We start from the raw sequence: 16,930 nt of genomic DNA on the forward strand, positions 1-16,930 counted from the left end.
AAGTTACATTAGCCAGCGAATATTTTCTGTCGTTGGTTTTTTCCTATTCATCTTGTTTGTATCCCCTTTGCCAATTGAAGATGAAAAGAAACAATTGATTAATTGACGTAAAGTAACTATGATAGAAGTGTAAATATCTTGTAAATAAGATTCATAGTTCAATAACAAAGAAGCAAGGATCTTTAATAGGGAGTGGATGTTTTTTGAATTCTAGATTGGAAACCGCGCCAAAGGTTGCGTTAGTGGAAGACGAACCGTCTCATGCATTGTTAATCTGTTATAATTTAGAGTCAAGAGGAAAAGAAGTTTCACTTTTTGAGAGCGGTGACCAATTTTTACATGCGGAACTCTATCCATTCGACCTGATTATTATTAATGTCGATCTTCATGATATCGACGGGGTAAAATTGTGCGAGCAGTTGAAAAAGAAAGGAGTAACAGCTCCTATATTATTTGCAACGACAAATCCAAAGATAGAAGAAGGTTGTTGTCAGGGACCACAAGTTAAATACATAATAAAACCTTTCTCTATTAAGGATATGGTCCATAAAGTTGACCAATTATTAACAAAGCAATTTGCTGTACTTTAAGAGTGAGAAGTAAGACTGAATAGAAAAAAGTTATCATTCTAGTTGACACGTATAGAATCTTGCTGTAAAGTCATCAATGTAAATTAAATACCTCGTTAGGTGAGGCTCCTGTGCTGGAGATACGCTGCTGCCCAAAAATGTCCAAAGACGCCAATGGGTCAACAGAAACCATCGACATAAGGTGGTTTTTAATGTAGCTGGATTCGTCCTATGCCGCACAGTGCTAAAGCTCTACGAATGGAGGAAGCTAAAAGGCTTTTTTGCCGTGTCATCGTGATAATGTTGTTTGTTATCCTGTGGTACTGCCTTATTTTGTCATGTAAAAGACACCTTCATTCGGTTGAAGGTGTCTTTTTGTTGTTGTTATAAGGCATCTCAAAGCGAGGTTAAGATTGATTAAAATTCTAAGCCTGGGGGTGATATGAATTGGATAGTAGTCCTGAACCTGAATCTTGTCAATTATATGATTGTTATAAGGGTGTGACATCCAGTCATGTCACAGCAAGAATGGCTTAGGAGTATGATGAATAAGGCCCAATTTACTCACAAATTTGCCTTTAGGACATATAATTTGATGATTAAAATTATTTTGCCAACTGTCAACTTAAGGTGAAATGGGAACATGATGAAGTGAATACGCCTCGTTAGGTGAGGCTCCTGTGCTGGAGATATGCTGCTGCCCAAAAATGTCTAAAGACGCCAATGGGTCAACAGAGGCCATCGACATAAGGTGGTTTTTAATGTAGCTGGATTAATCCTATGCCGCACAGTGCTAAAGCTCTACGAATGGAGGAACTGTGAAGTGTTTGTTAACACGGTTGATTAGCTATGACTAATGCACCCTCCTTTTGTGATGGTGTTTTTATTATGTTTTGATATGGAGGTGATGTGGAATGGATGAGGAGAGTAGTTCAACTAAATTCAAGATGTATATGTTACCAAAACAGAAAAACAATAAGCGTAATGGAAGTCCATTCCCTTCACACGGAAAAGGTCGTATGGGCCTCCTAGCATAAGGAGGAATTACCATGGTTAGATTAGATGAACAAAATCGTGAAGAATACGAAAAGTTAATTTTAGATACATTGCAAGCTGAAGATCGGGAGCAATTTCGTGAAACCTTTTTAGAACTACACCCAACTGATCAAGTCGATATCTTCGTGAAATTAGAGGAAGAAACTCGTAAACGAGTGTATGACTATTTATCTCCAGAAGATTTCTCTCATATTTTTGAGGGGTTAGAAGTAGAAGAGCAAAAGCGCACCTATTTAGAGCTAGATGAGGCTTATTCTTCTGAAATGTTTAACAATATGTTTGCAGATGATGTAGCTGACTTTTTAGCTGAAATGACGGGTGAAAAAGCAGAAGACATCTTAATGAAAATGAACAAAGCGGAAGCAAAGGAAGTAAAAGAGTTAATGTCGTATGCACCGGAAACGGCTGGGGCAATCATGACAAAGGAATTTGTCAGCATTTCTTCAAGCGATCTTGCTTCAAATGTAATTGAGAAATTACGTAATGATGCACCGGATGCTGAGACGATTTATTACTTATATGTTGTAGATCAATTAGAGAAATTAGTAGGTGTTATTTCGTTAAGAGATCTCATAACTGCTCCTGCCGATGAAGTAATTGAAAACATTATGAGCACTCGAGTTGTTTCTGTACAAGATGATATGGACCAAGAAGATGTAGCGAAACTCATTAAAAAGTATGACTTCTTAGCGGCACCAGTTGTCTCTAAACAGAATCACTTAATCGGAATTGTAACATTTGATGACGTGATCGATATTCTCGAAGAAGAAGCAACAGAGGACTTAGGAGAAATTTCAGCAGCCAAAGGGGCAACAGACGTCAATGTTAGTGCTTTTACAGCAGCTAGAAAACGTTCGCCATGGATTATCATGTTAATGTTCTTTGGACTGATTACTGCTGAAGTGATTGGAACATTTGAAGAAACGTTAGAAGCTATTGTCTTGTTAGCTGCATTTATCCCACTGATTATGGACTCTGCTGGAAACACTGGAACTCAGTCACTAGCTGTTGCAGTACGTGGTCTAGCACTAGGGACAATAAAAAAAGGCAGTATAGGAAAAATGGTAAGACGTGAGTTTGGAACAGGACTAATGCTTGGTTTGATCTGTATGGTTGTTTTAGGAATTACGGTTACTCTTATTCATGGCCATTGGATCTTAGCATTAATCGTTGGTTTTTCCATTTTCTGCACATTAAGTATCGCAACGGTTATTGGTGCTACGGTTCCCCTTGTTATTAATAAATTAAAACTAGACCCAGCAATTGCATCAGGTCCGTTTATTACGACAGTAAATGATATTCTAGGTTTATTAATTTATTTCTCTATTGCAACAGCACTACTTGATTTCTTATAGATTAATATAATTCTGAAAACACCCACGATCGAGGGGTGTTTTTTATTACGTGAATATGTAGATACTCTAAAATAAGAATACTTTAAAGGAGTATCCCTACTATGTCACTTGATGTATTTATTATGGGTTTTGCTTTCATCCTCATTCACTTATTTGCTAACGAATTAATTCCGTCTAACCGTATTAATCGGCTAAAATGGTTCTCTTTTTCGGGTGGATTAGCCGTGTCTTATGTATTCGTATATGTACTTCCAACCTTACACAAGGAACAAATTTTGGTGAAAAAATATGGTGATTATTTCACGATGGAGTCAGAGTTGTATTTCGTCGGTTTGATTGGTGTTTTAATCTTTTATGGAATACAAAAGGTTGTAAGAAAAGCTCAGCATAAGAATAAAACAAAAAAAGCGAGAGCACTATTTTGGCTGCAGATTCTTTTTTTTGGTTTTTATAATATGTTAGTGGCGTATACAGTTATCTCGCATAATGTATTAGGTGTTCAAGCTGTGTTCTATGGTCTTGCTGTTGGAATGCATTTTATTGCAGTTGCCCATGATTTATGGAGGGAATATGCAGATATTTATAATAAAGTTGGCAGATATGTCCTTGCAGTAGGTATTGTTGCAGGTTGGATCATGGGGGTGATGGTAAGTTTATCGCCTTTAACAGAATCGATTATTTTTGCTTTTATTGCAGGTGCCATGATTTTAAATGTACTGAAGTATGAATTGCCTCCTGATGATGAAGCTCATTTTGTTACCTTTACAATAGGAGTTGTATCTTACACAGCTGTAACGTTGTCATTAGGTTTTTTCTTTCAATGGTAATAAGTATATATAGCGGTATGTATGACTCATCGGCTGTTGCTGGTCTGTAAAAAAACAGCATTCCTTGAAAATTGTATGGCAAATATAGCCTCATATTATGATTTTTTGTTCACTTGGATTATAATGGGTTGGAATGCTATTTTTAAGGGAGGGATTGGTTTGCAAACAGGTATGCAGCATGCACACGTAGATTCGTGGTGGCTACTTATTGTGTTATTTTTGATTACCTATTTCTTGTTAAGAGCTGGCGTGAATAAAGGTGCGAAAATTCTACATATGATCGTCCGTTTATTTTACATCGTAATGATTTTTTCCGGAATTTACTTATTATTTATGTGGGGATTCCCGCTAACGCATGTGCTCAAAGGGGTTCTTGCAATTGTCCTCATTTACGCTATGGAAATGATACTTGTCCGTACGAAAAAAGGGACACTTGGTTCGAAAGCACCTATGTACTGGGGGATCTTAGTAGCTTCGCTCGTCATTGTCTTGTTACTTGCATTTCGAATTCTTACATTTTAAAAACTAGCTAGAGGATGCCCTCTAGCTAGTTTTTTTGATTCTACATTCTTTTTAAGGAATGATTGAATTTGATCATACTCTGTTTTATCATATGCCTGATAAAGACACGATGAAAGACGAATGGGATCGCCAAAGAAATATCGTTCATATTGCGTTTGCCGTGAACCAAAAGGGCTCATGGTTAAATCCCACGCTAAACGGAAGAGCTGTATACGTTCTTTTGCAGGAGCTCCTTTTGCTTGTAAGTATTGCTCTTTCGTTTTTCTTTTTAGCGTTCCTAGCGTAGTGGTAAAATAGAAAGAGACTATACTGAGAGGAATTTTGTGTAATGAATTGGACGGTAAAGAAATTTGATGAGTTATCAATTAGTGAATTGTATGAATTGATTCGTTTACGGATAGAAGTCTTTGTGGTTGAGCAGGATTGTCCTTATCAAGAGCTAGATACAAAGGATCAAGAGGCATTTCATTTGTTAGGTCGAATAAATGGAGAGCTCGTAGCATATAGTCGTCTGTTTCAAAAAAGAACAGTAGCTACAGATGCTTCTATTGGTCGTGTCATTGTTAAAGAAAGTGGAAGAGGAAAAGGATATGGGCAAGCATTGTTAACTAAGTCGATTGACTTTTTAGAAACCGAGTTACATGAGAAAGGAATCCTTATTCATGCGCAGCAATATTTGCAGGAGTTTTATGAGTCGTTTGGTTTTAAACCAATATCAGATATTTATTTGTTAGATGGTATAAATCATTTAGATATGCGAAGGGAGGGCTATAAATGAGCGAACATGTTGTCTACGGTACACATGTAAAGGACGTTGCCGATCAAGAAAGATTAGAACATGCGTTTAAGCTTACAAAAGAAAAAGGTAACGTTTTTTATGTGCTGCCATCTCAGATGTGGTTGCAAGAAGCACGAAGAAAAAGGCCGGGGTTGCTCATTACCACTTTTGACGATATTGCCAGCTTTATCTTAAATCAAACAAATATTTCTTATATTTCTTTGTCAGAGGAAGAACGAACTCTTTTCTTTCTTCAATTTGTAAGAGACGAGGTAACGTTTCGTGGAGAGGAGGTCGTCTCAGGGAAGGCTCGTGCTTATGCTGACACATACGGACAATTGAAGCGGCTAGGATTGAACGTAACGGATATTCCACAATCACTTATGCCAATCAGTGATCTATTTCAAAGGTATGAGGACCGTGTCGTATTAGATAGGACCATGTTCGACCCAGAAAATATTATTTTGCATGCAATCAAGCAACTAAAAAAAGTTCCTAATCAAATAGAAATATCATCCATTGTAATTGATGGATACTATGATTTTAGTCCTCTTCAAATGTTGTTCATAGAAGCCTTAAAGCTAGCGGGGATTTCGGTAACAGTCTTTGTTCCGAATCATCCTCACTTTCATATTGTTGAACAGACTGTAAAGGAGCTTTTGTCGATTGGATTTATCGATAAGAGAGTAAGCAGGGAAGAGACGACTGTAAATATAGAGCAAAGAAAATTAATCGCTGCCTCTACAAATGAAGAACAGTGGCGTGGAGTGATGGAAGAGATTCGATCGTCTGATCTAGCCTATGATCAAATGGGGATTTTGGTCGTTGATGAAAGAAATGGTATGAATGAAGTGACGAAATACACGGATATGTATGATGTACCTCTGAACAAAGCAAAAAAACGCAAATTGTCTACAACGTCTAGCCATGCATTTATGCAAACTGCTTTAAAAAATACAACGGTCCCTACCTCAAAATGGGAACAGCTCCCGCTAGTGGAACAAGTTTTACGTCTCTATCAAGTGAGCGGATTAGAATTTGCGAAACAAAAGCAGACCTTTTTACAAACGGGTGAGTGGTTTAAAAAGGAACATCAAGAGCTGTTTGAGGCTACTTCTCAACTTCAGTGGAAAAAAAGTGAACGGTTTATCGATTATATTAACCAATTGCGAAATGTAATTGATGGGTTGCCATTTTTCACATACTGGGAAGAGCAATTCAGCCTAATGGAAGATGTTAGTAAGTTAAAAGAAATTGCAGGGGAATACAAAGCTTTAAAGAAATTGGCTGAACACCTTTATCAATATGAGTTGTTACTCCATGATAAAGGGTTAGAAAGCTTAATGATGACTCATGATTTATTTGTTGAATGGATTCATAAGCTTGGGGAAAGTTTACAGCTTTTTGAAGAGAGAGCTGCCAAGCGAGGAATTTCCATTTATACTTGGCGAGATGTGAGTTTGTTTCGCGGAGAAAAACTGTTTGTTGTTGGAATGAATGAAGGTTCGTTTCCTGCTCCTCACCATTTAAGTGGCTATGTTCACGAACGAGACTTACTTGGGAGTGCGGTTCGCTTTAGTCCACCGACAGCAGAGCATTTCCGTTTAAAACAGCAAGCGTATTTTGAACAATTGCGTTATGTTGCAAAATCGATATCATTCACGTATGTAAAAGGTATAGATGCGAACCATCCGTTATTACCATCCACGTTACTAGAAGGTATAGAAGAATCCCATAATTGGACTTGGGAGAATAGGATGGGAAGCGAGTATGCATTCACTTTTGAAGATCAAATAGAGAAAATAGCCTATCATGTTGGAAAAGGATGCTTAGTAGAAGGTATTCCAGATGAGGTGAAAGAGATAACGAAAAGACTTTCACGATTAGAAAAAGGACATGAGCCGATTTCACTTTATCAAGGTCAATCCGTAAAACCTGTTGTTTCTGTCACCGCTCTTGAAAGTTATGCAAGATGTCCGTTCCGTTACGGAATGGAAAGAGTGTTACAAGTTCCTGAACCACAAGCAATTCAAGAGCAAGTCTCCCCACTTGATATTGGTGATTTAATGCATTCCATTATCGAAGAAATTTATAAGGAATTAAAGGCTGTTGGTCAATCTTTTGCTGCATTAAGAGAAGGGATTTCACATATTCCAGAACGAATAGATGAACTCTTTGAAGAAAAATGGGAGCAAATTGAAAAGCAAAGTCCAGAAATATCTCGTTTTGACTTACAAATAACAAAGCAACAATGGCAAAAACGGCTAAGACGTTGGTGGCAAGCAGAACGAAAACATTTCTTTGATAACGCCGACCTTGAACAAATGCAAATTATGGCAATAGAAAAGCCAATCCGGTTTGAATTGCCGTTATCAAATGACAAAACATTGGTACTAACAGGGAAAGCCGATCGAATTGATCGTTTAAATAATGCCATCGTTGTTTACGATTATAAATCAGGTCAAGCGAGTGTAAAGATGGAGGATGTTCAATCCGGGTTAAAGCTACAGCTACCTTTATATGCTTTTGCAATACGTGAGGAGATCGAGCGGTTAGAAGAAAAAGTGGTACAAGCTGATGGTGCAACCTACATCTCCCTTAAAGAGCCTAGCAAGCGGGCAGGGAATGGAATGTGGCGAACAGAGCATGTAGGAAAATCATCGAGATACAATGTATCTTCATTTTGTCGTAACCGAGAAGATGAATTAGGAACAGAGCAATTTCTTATTGATCATCAACTAAAGGAGCGAATAACTGAAATTTGGGAAGGGATGCAAACGAACTTTCCAGTAGAACCACTTGAATGTTCAACATTTTGTTCTTACCGAACGGTCTGTCGGGTAACGGATGAAAAGCGAGAGCAAGCAAAAAGGTAACGAATATAAGAAAGAGAGGGGGAATTATATTATGCAATTTAATGATGCTCAATTACAGGCGATAACGAGTGAGAAAGCATTAATCTTAGTTTCAGCTGGAGCAGGTTCAGGGAAAACTCGCGTATTAACAGAACGGTTTATTCATTTATGTGAACTTCGTTTAAAGTCCCCTGATCATCCTGTTGGGGCTACTGTTGATGAGCTCGTTGCGATTACATTTACAGAAAAGGCAGCTAGAGAAATGAAGGACCGAATTCGAAAAAGATTGGCAGAAAAAGAAAGGGAAGCAAAAGAGAAGCTTGAGCAGTTATTTTGGTTTGAACAAAAGGAAGCAATGGAGCGTGCAAATATATCCACTTTCCATAGCTTTTGTCAACGATTGCTTTCTCAACATGCGATGGCAGCAGATTTAGTTCCGCAAAGTCGTGTTATTGATGATGTAGAAGCACGTAGTCGCAAACGACTGATCATGACAAAGCTTTTGGAAGAGCGAGCATTTCATGAACCGGCATGGCCTTTTCTTCGAATTATGACTAAGAACCGATTGTTTGAATTAATTGAGCAAGTACACAATGATATTCGAGAATTTGTTCTAGGAGAAGAAGCTGTCGCCTCCTTAAAGGTGGAAAAAATGCTTGAAGTGCAAAGGATAGCAAAGCTACAAGAACAAGTCAGCTTAGTTCAAGAGTTTCACGCAAATGCTAAAAACTGTATTCTTGATTTTCCGTCATTGGACGATCTTACGAAAGCTCAAAGAGGTCATGTAGAGAAGATTACTGCTGGTTTTGAAACTCTGCCTAATCCAAATAATCCAAATGCCTATGTGGAGGCAATAAGTAAAATTATGCCTTCAAGATCAGATAAGCGGTGGAATGAAAAAGCTCCAGCACTTTTTGAACTCCATACAAAGCACTGGAAGCCATTAAAAGATTGTTGGAGTGAAATAGGTGGAGAAGTAGCTACTAGTGAAGAGACAAAGGTATTAATAGAGAAATTTATCATTCTACTAAAGGAGTTCTCAATTCGATATGACCATGAAAAGAAAATGGCAGGAGTTCTTGATTTTTCTGATTTGCAGCAAAAAGCAGTAGCACTACTTGAAAATAAGTCAATTAAAGAAGCTTGTCAGAGACAATTTCGCCATATCATGGTCGACGAATTTCAGGATACAAACAAACTGCAGCTTGAAATGTTAGAGCGAATTGACCCGCAGTTTCAATTTATTGTAGGAGATCAGAAGCAATCGATATACCGGTTCCGAGGAGCCGATGTTTCTTTAATGAATGCACGAGAGGAACTTGCTGAGACAAGAAGTGATGGAGAAGTCATTCTAATGAATGAAAATTATCGGACGACGGCCCCAGTTATTGAAGCTGTAAATGAGCTTTTCTCTAGTGCGATGGTGCAGGAACGTAAGAAGCCTTATGAAACGGTTTATGCTCCACTACAAGCTAACCGTTCTGGTCAATTTGAAGAGGAAAAAAGGGTGGAGCTCATTACTCTAGGAGAGATTGAAGAACAAGATTTATCGCCCTATGACGTGTTAGCCAATCGAATTGTTGAGATGGTTGAAACGAAGGAGCCTTCTGTTTATAGTGGTGAACAATGGACAGAGCCTTGTTTTGGAGATATAGCTATCCTAATTCCGGCACGCTCTCACCTTCTTTCTTTAGAGAGATCTCTCATAAATAAAGGAATACCTTATGTCGTAAGTGGTGGTGTAGGATTCTATGAAAGACAAGAGGTTCTAGATTACATAACGCTATTAAGGTGGTTAAACCGTCCTTTTGAAGAGTTGCACTTATTAGCTGTTCTTAGAAGTCCAATGTGTGGTCTGACCGTCAATGATTTCTTGCTACTAAAACAACAAGTAGAAGAAACAGAACCGCTATATCAGCTTATTTATGATGAATCTCATTCAGCATATGGACAATTACCTGAAACGATTCAAGAAGCATGTAAAATGGTCCGAAATTGGCTGTATCGATGGACCCCTTTCCGAACTGACCAGTCGTTAGATCATACATTAAGCTCAATCTTTATGGAGACAGGCTTGCAAACTACACTTATGCTTCAAGCGAATGGGCTACAAAAAGTACGAAATGTAGAGAAGCTTATTCAAACGATTTTAGAAAGCCAAAAAAGCGATCTAGAAACGATCTTAGCGGAGTTAGACGAGCGTATTATTTTAAGTGAAAAAGAAGGAGAATCGGAAGTCGAGCGTGTAGATGGGGATCTTGTGCAAATTATGACAGTACACGCTTCTAAAGGATTAGAGTTTCCCATTGTTTGTTTACCTCAGTTAGAGAGATCTGTTCAAGGTGATAAAGGAAGCATACGTTTCCATCCTGAACTAGGTATCGTCATGAATCTTGAAGAAGAAGCAACAGAACTTGATGGCGAAAAAATAGTGTACCAAACGCCAGGCTTTTCTCTTGTAAAGGATAAAGCGAACTTAGAAGCGAGAGAAGAGGCAAAGCGGTTGTTTTATGTAGCGATGACTCGAGCACGTGACTACCTATATATGATGGGCGAGGAATCTAATACTTCTCATACATGGCTTTCATTAACGGTAACTGCTTTAGAAGAGACAAGTCTATCTGAGAAGGTCATTCAAACAGATGAATGTAAGGAGCAGGCACAGATATCAAGAAAGTCAGAACCTTATTCGATTCCAATGGTGATAGAGTCTCCGAGCACACCGCTCACGTTATCTGTATCAGAAGTAATGGTTTTTATAAAAGATCCCGTCGCTTATTTTTATCGTTATGTCGTTGGTCTTCCAGACACAACCATAGTCGATAAAAGTGAAATAGTCACAGAAGAAACTTCTTCGGTTTCTATCGACTCATCCAAACTTGGAACACTTGTTCATCGAGCATGTGAATTACGAGATAATGGATTAACGAACGAAGCAGCGATTAGAGAAGCTGTTCGTGAAGAAGAAGAGCAAGGGACCAACATGTCAGTGTATGAGCGCGAAATGAGTATACTCATGAATAGTTACACTGATGAAGTAAAACAGGGCCTTGGAGAGACTCTTGAGACAGAATGGTCGTTTGTTACTTCGATTGAAGGTGTAGATATTATCGGAGAAATTGATAAAGTGACGAGAAGGAATAGTGGATGTCATATTATTGATTTTAAAACAAATAAGATCTATCAATCAGGAAGTGAATTAGTAGATCTCTACTGGTCACAGCTTTATTTATACAAATTAGCTTATGAGCAAGAAACAGGTCAATCGATTGAGACGATGTCATTATTCGTGTTTCGAGACAAAGAAAAACCTCTCCACACGATTAGAAAGAACGTAGAGGAAGAAGAAGCTGTACGAAAAGCAATACGAGCCATACGTACTCTTCGTACAAAACAAGCGAAAAAAGCAGAGTATGAGGCGTTTACTCTATAGAAAAAAGAAGGGGGTGTCTCAAGAGGTATGACCTTTTGAGACACCCCTTCCTTATTGATGATAATGTATTACAATATTTGTATTTTATTATGGATATAAGCGCAAGAGAATGATAAAAGAATAGAGAGTATAAGACAATAAAACTATTTCTTATTTCCTATAGTTACAGATTATTCTATAATTAAATTATGATGTGATGAAATAAAAGCTTTAAATAAGTCGAAGATATATAGAGGTGAACGGCTTGATAAATGCAGAATATTTAGATGTTTTTCTTGATGAGAGTCAAGAGCATCTACAAGCGATAAATGATAATCTTCTAAGGCTTGAACAAGCCCCAAATGATTTATCGATTGTCGGAGAAGTATTCAGGTCAGCCCACACACTTAAAGGTATGGTTGCAACTATGGGGTTCGAGGATTTGGCTCATTTGACGCATAATATGGAAAATGTTCTAGATCTCATACGGAATGAAAAGCTTGAAACCACAATAATCCAGTAAACTTACCAAACGTTCCCATAAGAAAAAGCTAGTAAAAAAATTAGATGAGGTGATTATATGGCATCTATACTTATCGTTGATGATGCAGCAATTATGAGAATGATGATAAAAGACATTCTCTCAAAAAACGGATTTGAGATAGCTGGCGAAGCGGCAAATGGAGCAGAAGCAGTTGAGAAATTTAAAGAGTTAAGTCCAGATTTAGTAACAATGAATATCACAATGCCAGAAATGGATGGAATCCAAGCGTTAAAAGAAATTAAACAAATTGATAGTGGAGCCAAAGTGATTATGTGTTCTGCAATGGGGCAGCGGTCCATGGTCATTGATGCAATCCAATCTGGAGCAAAAGATTTTATCGTGAAGCCATTTCAAGCGGATCGTGTTCTTGAAGCAATAAAAAAAGTATTAGGTTAATAGAACAACCCTGAATTATCGCAATATAGGTAATTCAGGTTTTTTTATAAATAAGGGTTAAATTAGCCAACAAAAGGAAACCTATATAATTGATTTAGTATATAATAAAATAATTCATTCAAAGACATAGCATATTATATTACTGTTAGCATGAAAGAGTTATATAATTTTTATCTGTTTATTTTTGGTGGAATGGGAGAGAAGAAAGATGATAAAGAAGCAATTTGCTGTTATCGGTTTAGGTCGGTTTGGGAGCAGTGTATGTAAAGAACTTTATAAGCTTGGTCATCAAGTGTTAGCGATTGACTCAAAGGAAGAGAAAGTAACTGATATGACAAGACATTCAACACATAGTGCCATTGCAAATGGAACAGATGAAAAGGCATTACAATCATTAGGTATTCGTAATTTTGATTATGTCATTGTTGCTATTGGTGATGATATTCAGTCGAGTATTTTATGTACGTTATTATTAAAAGAATTTGGTGTGGCAAATGTGTGGGTAAAAGCGCAGAACTATTATCATGAACGAGTACTTGAAAAGATCGGTGCAGACCGGATTGTCCATCCAGAACAAGATATGGGAATAAGAATTGCACAACATCTTACTTCAGAAAAAATTGTTGATTACATTGAATTATCAGCAGATTATAGCATTGTGGAGCTGATTGCAACAGATAAAGTAGCAAATAAATCGCTCATTGATTTAGATGTACGAGCAAAGTATGGTTGTACGATTCTTGGGATCAAGCGAGGAGAGGATATTAATATTGCACCGACGCCAACAGATCAAATTGAGAAAGGTGATATTTTAATTGTTATTGGACACAAGAATGATTTAAAACGTTTTGAAGACGAGGGAATGTAAAGATGCGATAAGGAGGGAGTCAAAATGGATGTAAGGATGGCTGACTTGCCTGGAATTGGGAAGAAGATGTCAATTGTCACAGCTCAAGGGAGCATGATTGTTCTTGTCATTCATCATACAGGAAAAAGGGAGCTCTATTTCTTTCAAGATGCAGATGATGATGAGGCGGATTTCTCAATCGATTTAACAGCAGATGAAACGAGAGAACTCGGGGCTCAATTATTAGGTGCGGTATTTCAGCCCGTATCAAATGATAAAATGAAACTGTTCCGTAGCCAAATTGTTACCGAATGGGTTGAAATTAAAAAAGGTGCCCCGGTTGCAGGCAAAACGATTAAGGATTTAGAAATTCGCAAGCGAACAGGAGTCTCAATCGTTGGTATTTTTCGTAGTAGTGAGGTGATCGCCAGTCCTGAAGCAGACCAACGATTAGAAATAGGAGATACAATTATGGCAATTGGGAAAAGTGACCAAATTGCTCAATTTGAAAGGTTATGTGAAGGAGAGGCGGTGTAGTCTTAGTGGGAATACCCGAAATGCTTGGAGCAGGGCTTGTTCTCTTACTACTCTTTATCACTGGGTTCTTTGGCTCAAGGTATAAAATACCTGAAGTAATTATTTATATATTACTAGGAATTGCTCTAGGTGGGCTTTTAATAGATTCACATTTGTTACATTTTGTAGGGGAAGTTGGAATAGTTTTAGTGTTTTTTATGCTAGGCATGGAATTTCCAATAAAGCAACTTACTCAGGTGGCAAAAAAGGTGACTCCAGCAGGTACACTAGATGTGGTTTTGTGTTTAGGTGTGACAACAGGTATTTGTTTGCTATTTGGCTTAGATTTTATTACATCTTTGATTGTTGGTGGTGTCCTTTATGCAACAAGTTCATCAATAACCGCCAAACTATTAGAAAGCTCAAAGAGAATGGCTAACCCCGAGTCTGAGTTTATTTTAGGTCTATTAATCTTTGAAGATTTAGTAGCACCTGTTCTCGTTGCAATATTAGTCGGTTTGACATCTGGTAATGATTTAACACTTGGGTCGATGACGGTACTCATGGGAAAAGTCTTTGTTCTAACATTAGGGGCTATATTAATTGGTCGTTTTCTATTTAGTAAGCTTGGACCATTTTTTGATAAACACATGACAAGAGATGTATTTATTCTGTTTATTATAGGATTAGCCCTTTTTTATGGGGGGCTTGCGCTATACTTAGATCTGTCCGAAGTGTTAGGAGCCTTTTTAGCAGGGATAATCATTGCTGAAGTCCGAAGAACGCATCAATTGGAGGGAATGATTATTCCAATTCGAGACTTGACACTTCCTTTGTTCTTCCTATACTTTGGTACAACGATTACCTTTGACGAAGGAATTCCTATGGTTGGATTGCTCTTCCTTTTGTTTATGTGGTCAGTTCTAGCGAAAATCATAATAGGGATTTATGGAGGAAGATGGTATGGGTTGTCAAAAAGGGTAGCATTACGTGCTGGTTTCTCACTCACTCAACGAGGAGAGTTTTCGATTATTATTGCAGCATTAGCTACAGGCCCCATTAAAGCATTTAGTAGTGTATTTATTTTATCATCAGCTATTTTTGGAATTCTTTTATTTCAATTAGCTCCAAAGATTGCAAAGAAAATATACGGAAATAATCAACCTAAAGAAAAAGTAAGAGTGCCTGGAATGTAAAAAAAGTGAGGTCATTGAAAAAATGGTTCAAAAAGAACAATTTTCTGTGGCCTTTTTACTTTTGGCCAGGCTTTCTCTAAAAAAGAGAGGAAGTGCGTTCTCTAACTACTTAAGAAACCAATGATATATCGCGATTACATCAAAGTTTCAAAAAGTGTATGTGCACCTTCCTCTAATTGTTCTGTTGCATGCAACCATATTATAGTATAGACATAAGAGATTAAATGTGTGCGCATTCATAAAGTAATTTGTTACAATTAACGTAAATATTATAAATTTCTTAAGGACGGAGATTGAATAATGGAACCTATACTAGCCGTTTTGAAAGAACAGTTTTTTATTGAGCCTGTAGACTTCTCAATTAACTTGGAAGGGGTTTCTACTCAGGATATGCTAAATACAGAAATGATGCAGAAAATTGTAGAAGGGAGAACGAATTGCTTTAATGCAACTGACGTCCGTCTTGGTGGGGCGAACTTGATGAAATGGTTTGGAAATCTCATAACTGCCCATTTGTATACATACTTTGTTCATAATAAGTGGCTTCATTACGAAGGCATACACTTTATTGAAGAAGGGGAAGAAGTGCATTTTCAAATACTTAAGCCACAACTGATTGAAATAAAAACGGAAGATAGAGACCAAGTTGGAAAGGAAAAAATAACAAAGTTAATAGAAGGGCTACAACCTTTATTTCAACAAATTTCAGAAACATCTGGTCTATCTAAGCAGCAAGTTTGGGGGTTGATCACTAACCCTTATTATAATCGCTTGAACACATGGAAAAGTGAACCTTCAATAGAGCACAAAATTGAAAGAGACCATGAGTTGTTAAAAACTTTACCAGCAGATACCTTTAATTTAAAACGAAATCCGTTTGATTTAACGTTTCGCTATGTGGATAGTTGGCAAGATTCAAATACGAAAGTAAGGATCAAAGGAGCATGCTGCATGAGTTATTTAAAGGCTGAAGGCAACTACTGTTACTCGTGTCCGAAGTTAACTAATGCTGAACGGGCTGTTAGGGCAGAACAACTTAGAAGTCAGGAATAGTCAATATCTATAATGATTTAAGCAATAGTTGTTTAGTGAGTTGTTTGAACAGTTACAGGAAACAAACCTTTTCAAATAATCGCGCAGCAAACAGGTCCATTCAACTACATCAACTTTATCATCTAAATAGGAAAAGAAAGGTGATTCAAAGCAATCGTTTAGAATCATCTTTCTTTTTTTATAAGTGATTTATAAGTTAATCAATAAAGTAGCTTAAAAGACTATGAGCTGTAAAAAATCAGATATTTCAGTAAGGTATGTTTGAAACTAGTATGTACGGGGTAATTTAAATACTAACAGAAAGTAGGAGGGATTGAAATGATAAACGACTTTGCAATGGATCCAAGGGTTACAAAACAGTTACGAGTGATTAAAAGTTTACAATCACGTTCAGAAGATACTGTGCAATCCTTATACGCACAGGCTGTCATAGAATATTCGCTCTATCACTTTAAAAAAGAACGTCTAAAAGGCTTGATTGATGAAGCATTAAGTCAAAAAGACGAAAAGCAATTTCACCAATTGACTACAGAATACAACCAATGGATACAATTACATAGTGAAGGGAAAACTGTTAAAGATAACGGTTTTGAACTACACTTAACATTTGAATAAGAAAAAAGAAGGATGCTAATTACTCTAGCATCCTCCTTTTTACGTTCAAATAAGTTATGTTAATTGTTCATAAGCATTTTTAAAAATAGGCTCAGTTGTAATATAGCTAGTAAATAAATAGTGAAGAGCACTTTCTTCGTCTTTTGTAAAATGTAATACTTCTTCATATGTTGACTTTAAAAAACGGTCATGCGTTAGCAACACTTTCATTCGCTCAGGATGATATGTCATGTGATAAGTCTCCTTTTTATTTTTTTCATTTATTATTCCCACTTACCATATACATGTAACAAGCAAATCTTAAAGAAAAAAACTGAAAGCGTTTACAAAATAACATTGACAATAATCTGAACTTTTTGTACAATTTTAGCAGACTAACCAGTCGGTTA

At 37.1% G+C, this 16,930-nt stretch carries 15 protein-coding genes, 2 pseudogenes and 2 riboswitches; of the genes and pseudogenes, 15 read left to right on the plus strand and 2 right to left on the minus strand.

Annotated features, from left to right (window positions below; translation table 11 throughout):
- Positions 1-203: 203 nt before the first annotated feature.
- From SAY88_RS03455 to SAY88_RS03475, 5 genes are all read left to right on the plus strand, one after another.
- Complete coding sequence (locus SAY88_RS03455; RefSeq protein ID WP_332629322.1) at positions 204-590, plus strand: response regulator transcription factor; 387 nt, start codon at positions 204-206, stop codon at positions 588-590.
- Between the two features lie 84 nt (positions 591-674).
- Positions 675-840: riboswitch (M-box (ykoK) riboswitch) on the plus strand.
- A gap of 383 nt (positions 841-1,223) precedes the next feature.
- Positions 1,224-1,389: riboswitch (M-box (ykoK) riboswitch) on the plus strand.
- 94 nt (positions 1,390-1,483) lie between these two features.
- Entirely contained in the window at positions 1,484-1,606 is a 123-nt protein-coding gene (locus SAY88_RS03460) for a hypothetical protein (protein ID WP_332629324.1), read from the plus strand.
- A gap of 12 nt (positions 1,607-1,618) precedes the next feature.
- Entirely contained in the window at positions 1,619-2,980 is a 1,362-nt protein-coding gene (gene mgtE / locus SAY88_RS03465) for a magnesium transporter (RefSeq protein WP_332629326.1), read from the plus strand.
- 101 nt (positions 2,981-3,081) lie between these two features.
- On the plus strand, positions 3,082-3,807 hold the full coding sequence (locus SAY88_RS03470) for a DUF3270 family protein (protein ID WP_332629329.1): 726 nt from the start codon (positions 3,082-3,084) through the stop codon (positions 3,805-3,807).
- Between the two features lie 159 nt (positions 3,808-3,966).
- Entirely contained in the window at positions 3,967-4,329 is a 363-nt protein-coding gene (locus SAY88_RS03475; protein ID WP_250097038.1) for a DUF1516 family protein, read from the plus strand.
- Here the strand turns inward: SAY88_RS03475 and SAY88_RS03480 are convergent.
- Positions 4,326-4,595, minus strand: a pseudogene (locus SAY88_RS03480) (4-hydroxyphenylacetate 3-hydroxylase C-terminal domain-containing protein); the annotation flags it as partial. The gene SAY88_RS03475 and the pseudogene SAY88_RS03480 overlap by 4 nt on opposite strands.
- 62 nt (positions 4,596-4,657) lie before the next feature.
- On the opposite strand from SAY88_RS03480, the gene SAY88_RS03485 reads away from it, so the two are divergent.
- The 10 genes and pseudogenes from SAY88_RS03485 (at position 4,658) to SAY88_RS03530 (ending at position 16,541) form a co-directional block, all read left to right on the plus strand.
- Positions 4,658-5,107: a GNAT family N-acetyltransferase gene (locus SAY88_RS03485; RefSeq protein WP_332629331.1), complete on the plus strand. Its 450-nt coding sequence runs from the start codon at positions 4,658-4,660 to the stop codon at positions 5,105-5,107.
- Positions 5,104-7,983 carry a PD-(D/E)XK nuclease family protein gene (locus SAY88_RS03490; RefSeq protein ID WP_332629333.1) on the plus strand — a complete coding sequence of 960 codons (2,880 nt, stop codon included), beginning with the start codon at positions 5,104-5,106 and terminating at the stop codon, positions 7,981-7,983. Before SAY88_RS03485 ends, SAY88_RS03490 begins: the two co-directional genes overlap by 4 nt.
- 31 nt (positions 7,984-8,014) lie before the next feature.
- Entirely contained in the window at positions 8,015-11,395 is a 3,381-nt protein-coding gene (locus SAY88_RS03495; RefSeq protein WP_332629334.1) for a UvrD-helicase domain-containing protein, read from the plus strand.
- A 244-nt stretch (positions 11,396-11,639) separates the two neighbouring features.
- Positions 11,640-11,885: pseudogene (locus tag SAY88_RS03500) on the plus strand (Hpt domain-containing protein); the annotation flags it as partial.
- Positions 11,886-11,954: 69 nt separating this feature from the next.
- Positions 11,955-12,314, plus strand: coding sequence for a response regulator (locus SAY88_RS03505; RefSeq protein ID WP_332629336.1), 360 nt, complete (start codon positions 11,955-11,957; stop codon positions 12,312-12,314).
- A gap of 208 nt (positions 12,315-12,522) precedes the next feature.
- Positions 12,523-13,182, plus strand: coding sequence for a potassium channel family protein (locus tag SAY88_RS03510; protein ID WP_332629338.1), 660 nt, complete (start codon positions 12,523-12,525; stop codon positions 13,180-13,182).
- Positions 13,183-13,206: 24 nt separating this feature from the next.
- Entirely contained in the window at positions 13,207-13,698 is a 492-nt protein-coding gene (locus tag SAY88_RS03515) for a cation:proton antiporter regulatory subunit (protein ID WP_250097046.1), read from the plus strand.
- Positions 13,699-13,703: 5 nt separating this feature from the next.
- Positions 13,704-14,873 (plus strand): cation:proton antiporter, encoded by a 1,170-nt coding sequence (locus tag SAY88_RS03520; protein ID WP_332629339.1) that lies wholly within the window; start codon positions 13,704-13,706, stop codon positions 14,871-14,873.
- 300 nt (positions 14,874-15,173) lie between these two features.
- Positions 15,174-15,926 carry a (2Fe-2S)-binding protein gene (locus SAY88_RS03525; protein WP_332629340.1) on the plus strand — a complete coding sequence of 251 codons (753 nt, stop codon included), beginning with the start codon at positions 15,174-15,176 and terminating at the stop codon, positions 15,924-15,926.
- Positions 15,927-16,244: 318 nt separating this feature from the next.
- A complete protein-coding gene (locus SAY88_RS03530; protein ID WP_332629341.1) occupies positions 16,245-16,541 on the plus strand; it encodes an IDEAL domain-containing protein in 297 nt (98 codons plus the stop codon).
- A 54-nt stretch (positions 16,542-16,595) separates the two neighbouring features.
- Here SAY88_RS03530 and SAY88_RS03535 read toward each other — a convergent pair whose 3' ends face one another.
- Entirely contained in the window at positions 16,596-16,772 is a 177-nt protein-coding gene (locus SAY88_RS03535) for a hypothetical protein (protein WP_332629342.1), read from the minus strand.
- Between the last annotated feature and the right edge of the window lie 158 nt (positions 16,773-16,930).

This window comes from Halalkalibacter flavus, from assembly GCF_036663575.1.
In the GTDB taxonomy this organism is placed as follows: domain Bacteria; phylum Bacillota; class Bacilli; order Bacillales; family Bacillaceae_D; genus Halalkalibacter; species Halalkalibacter flavus.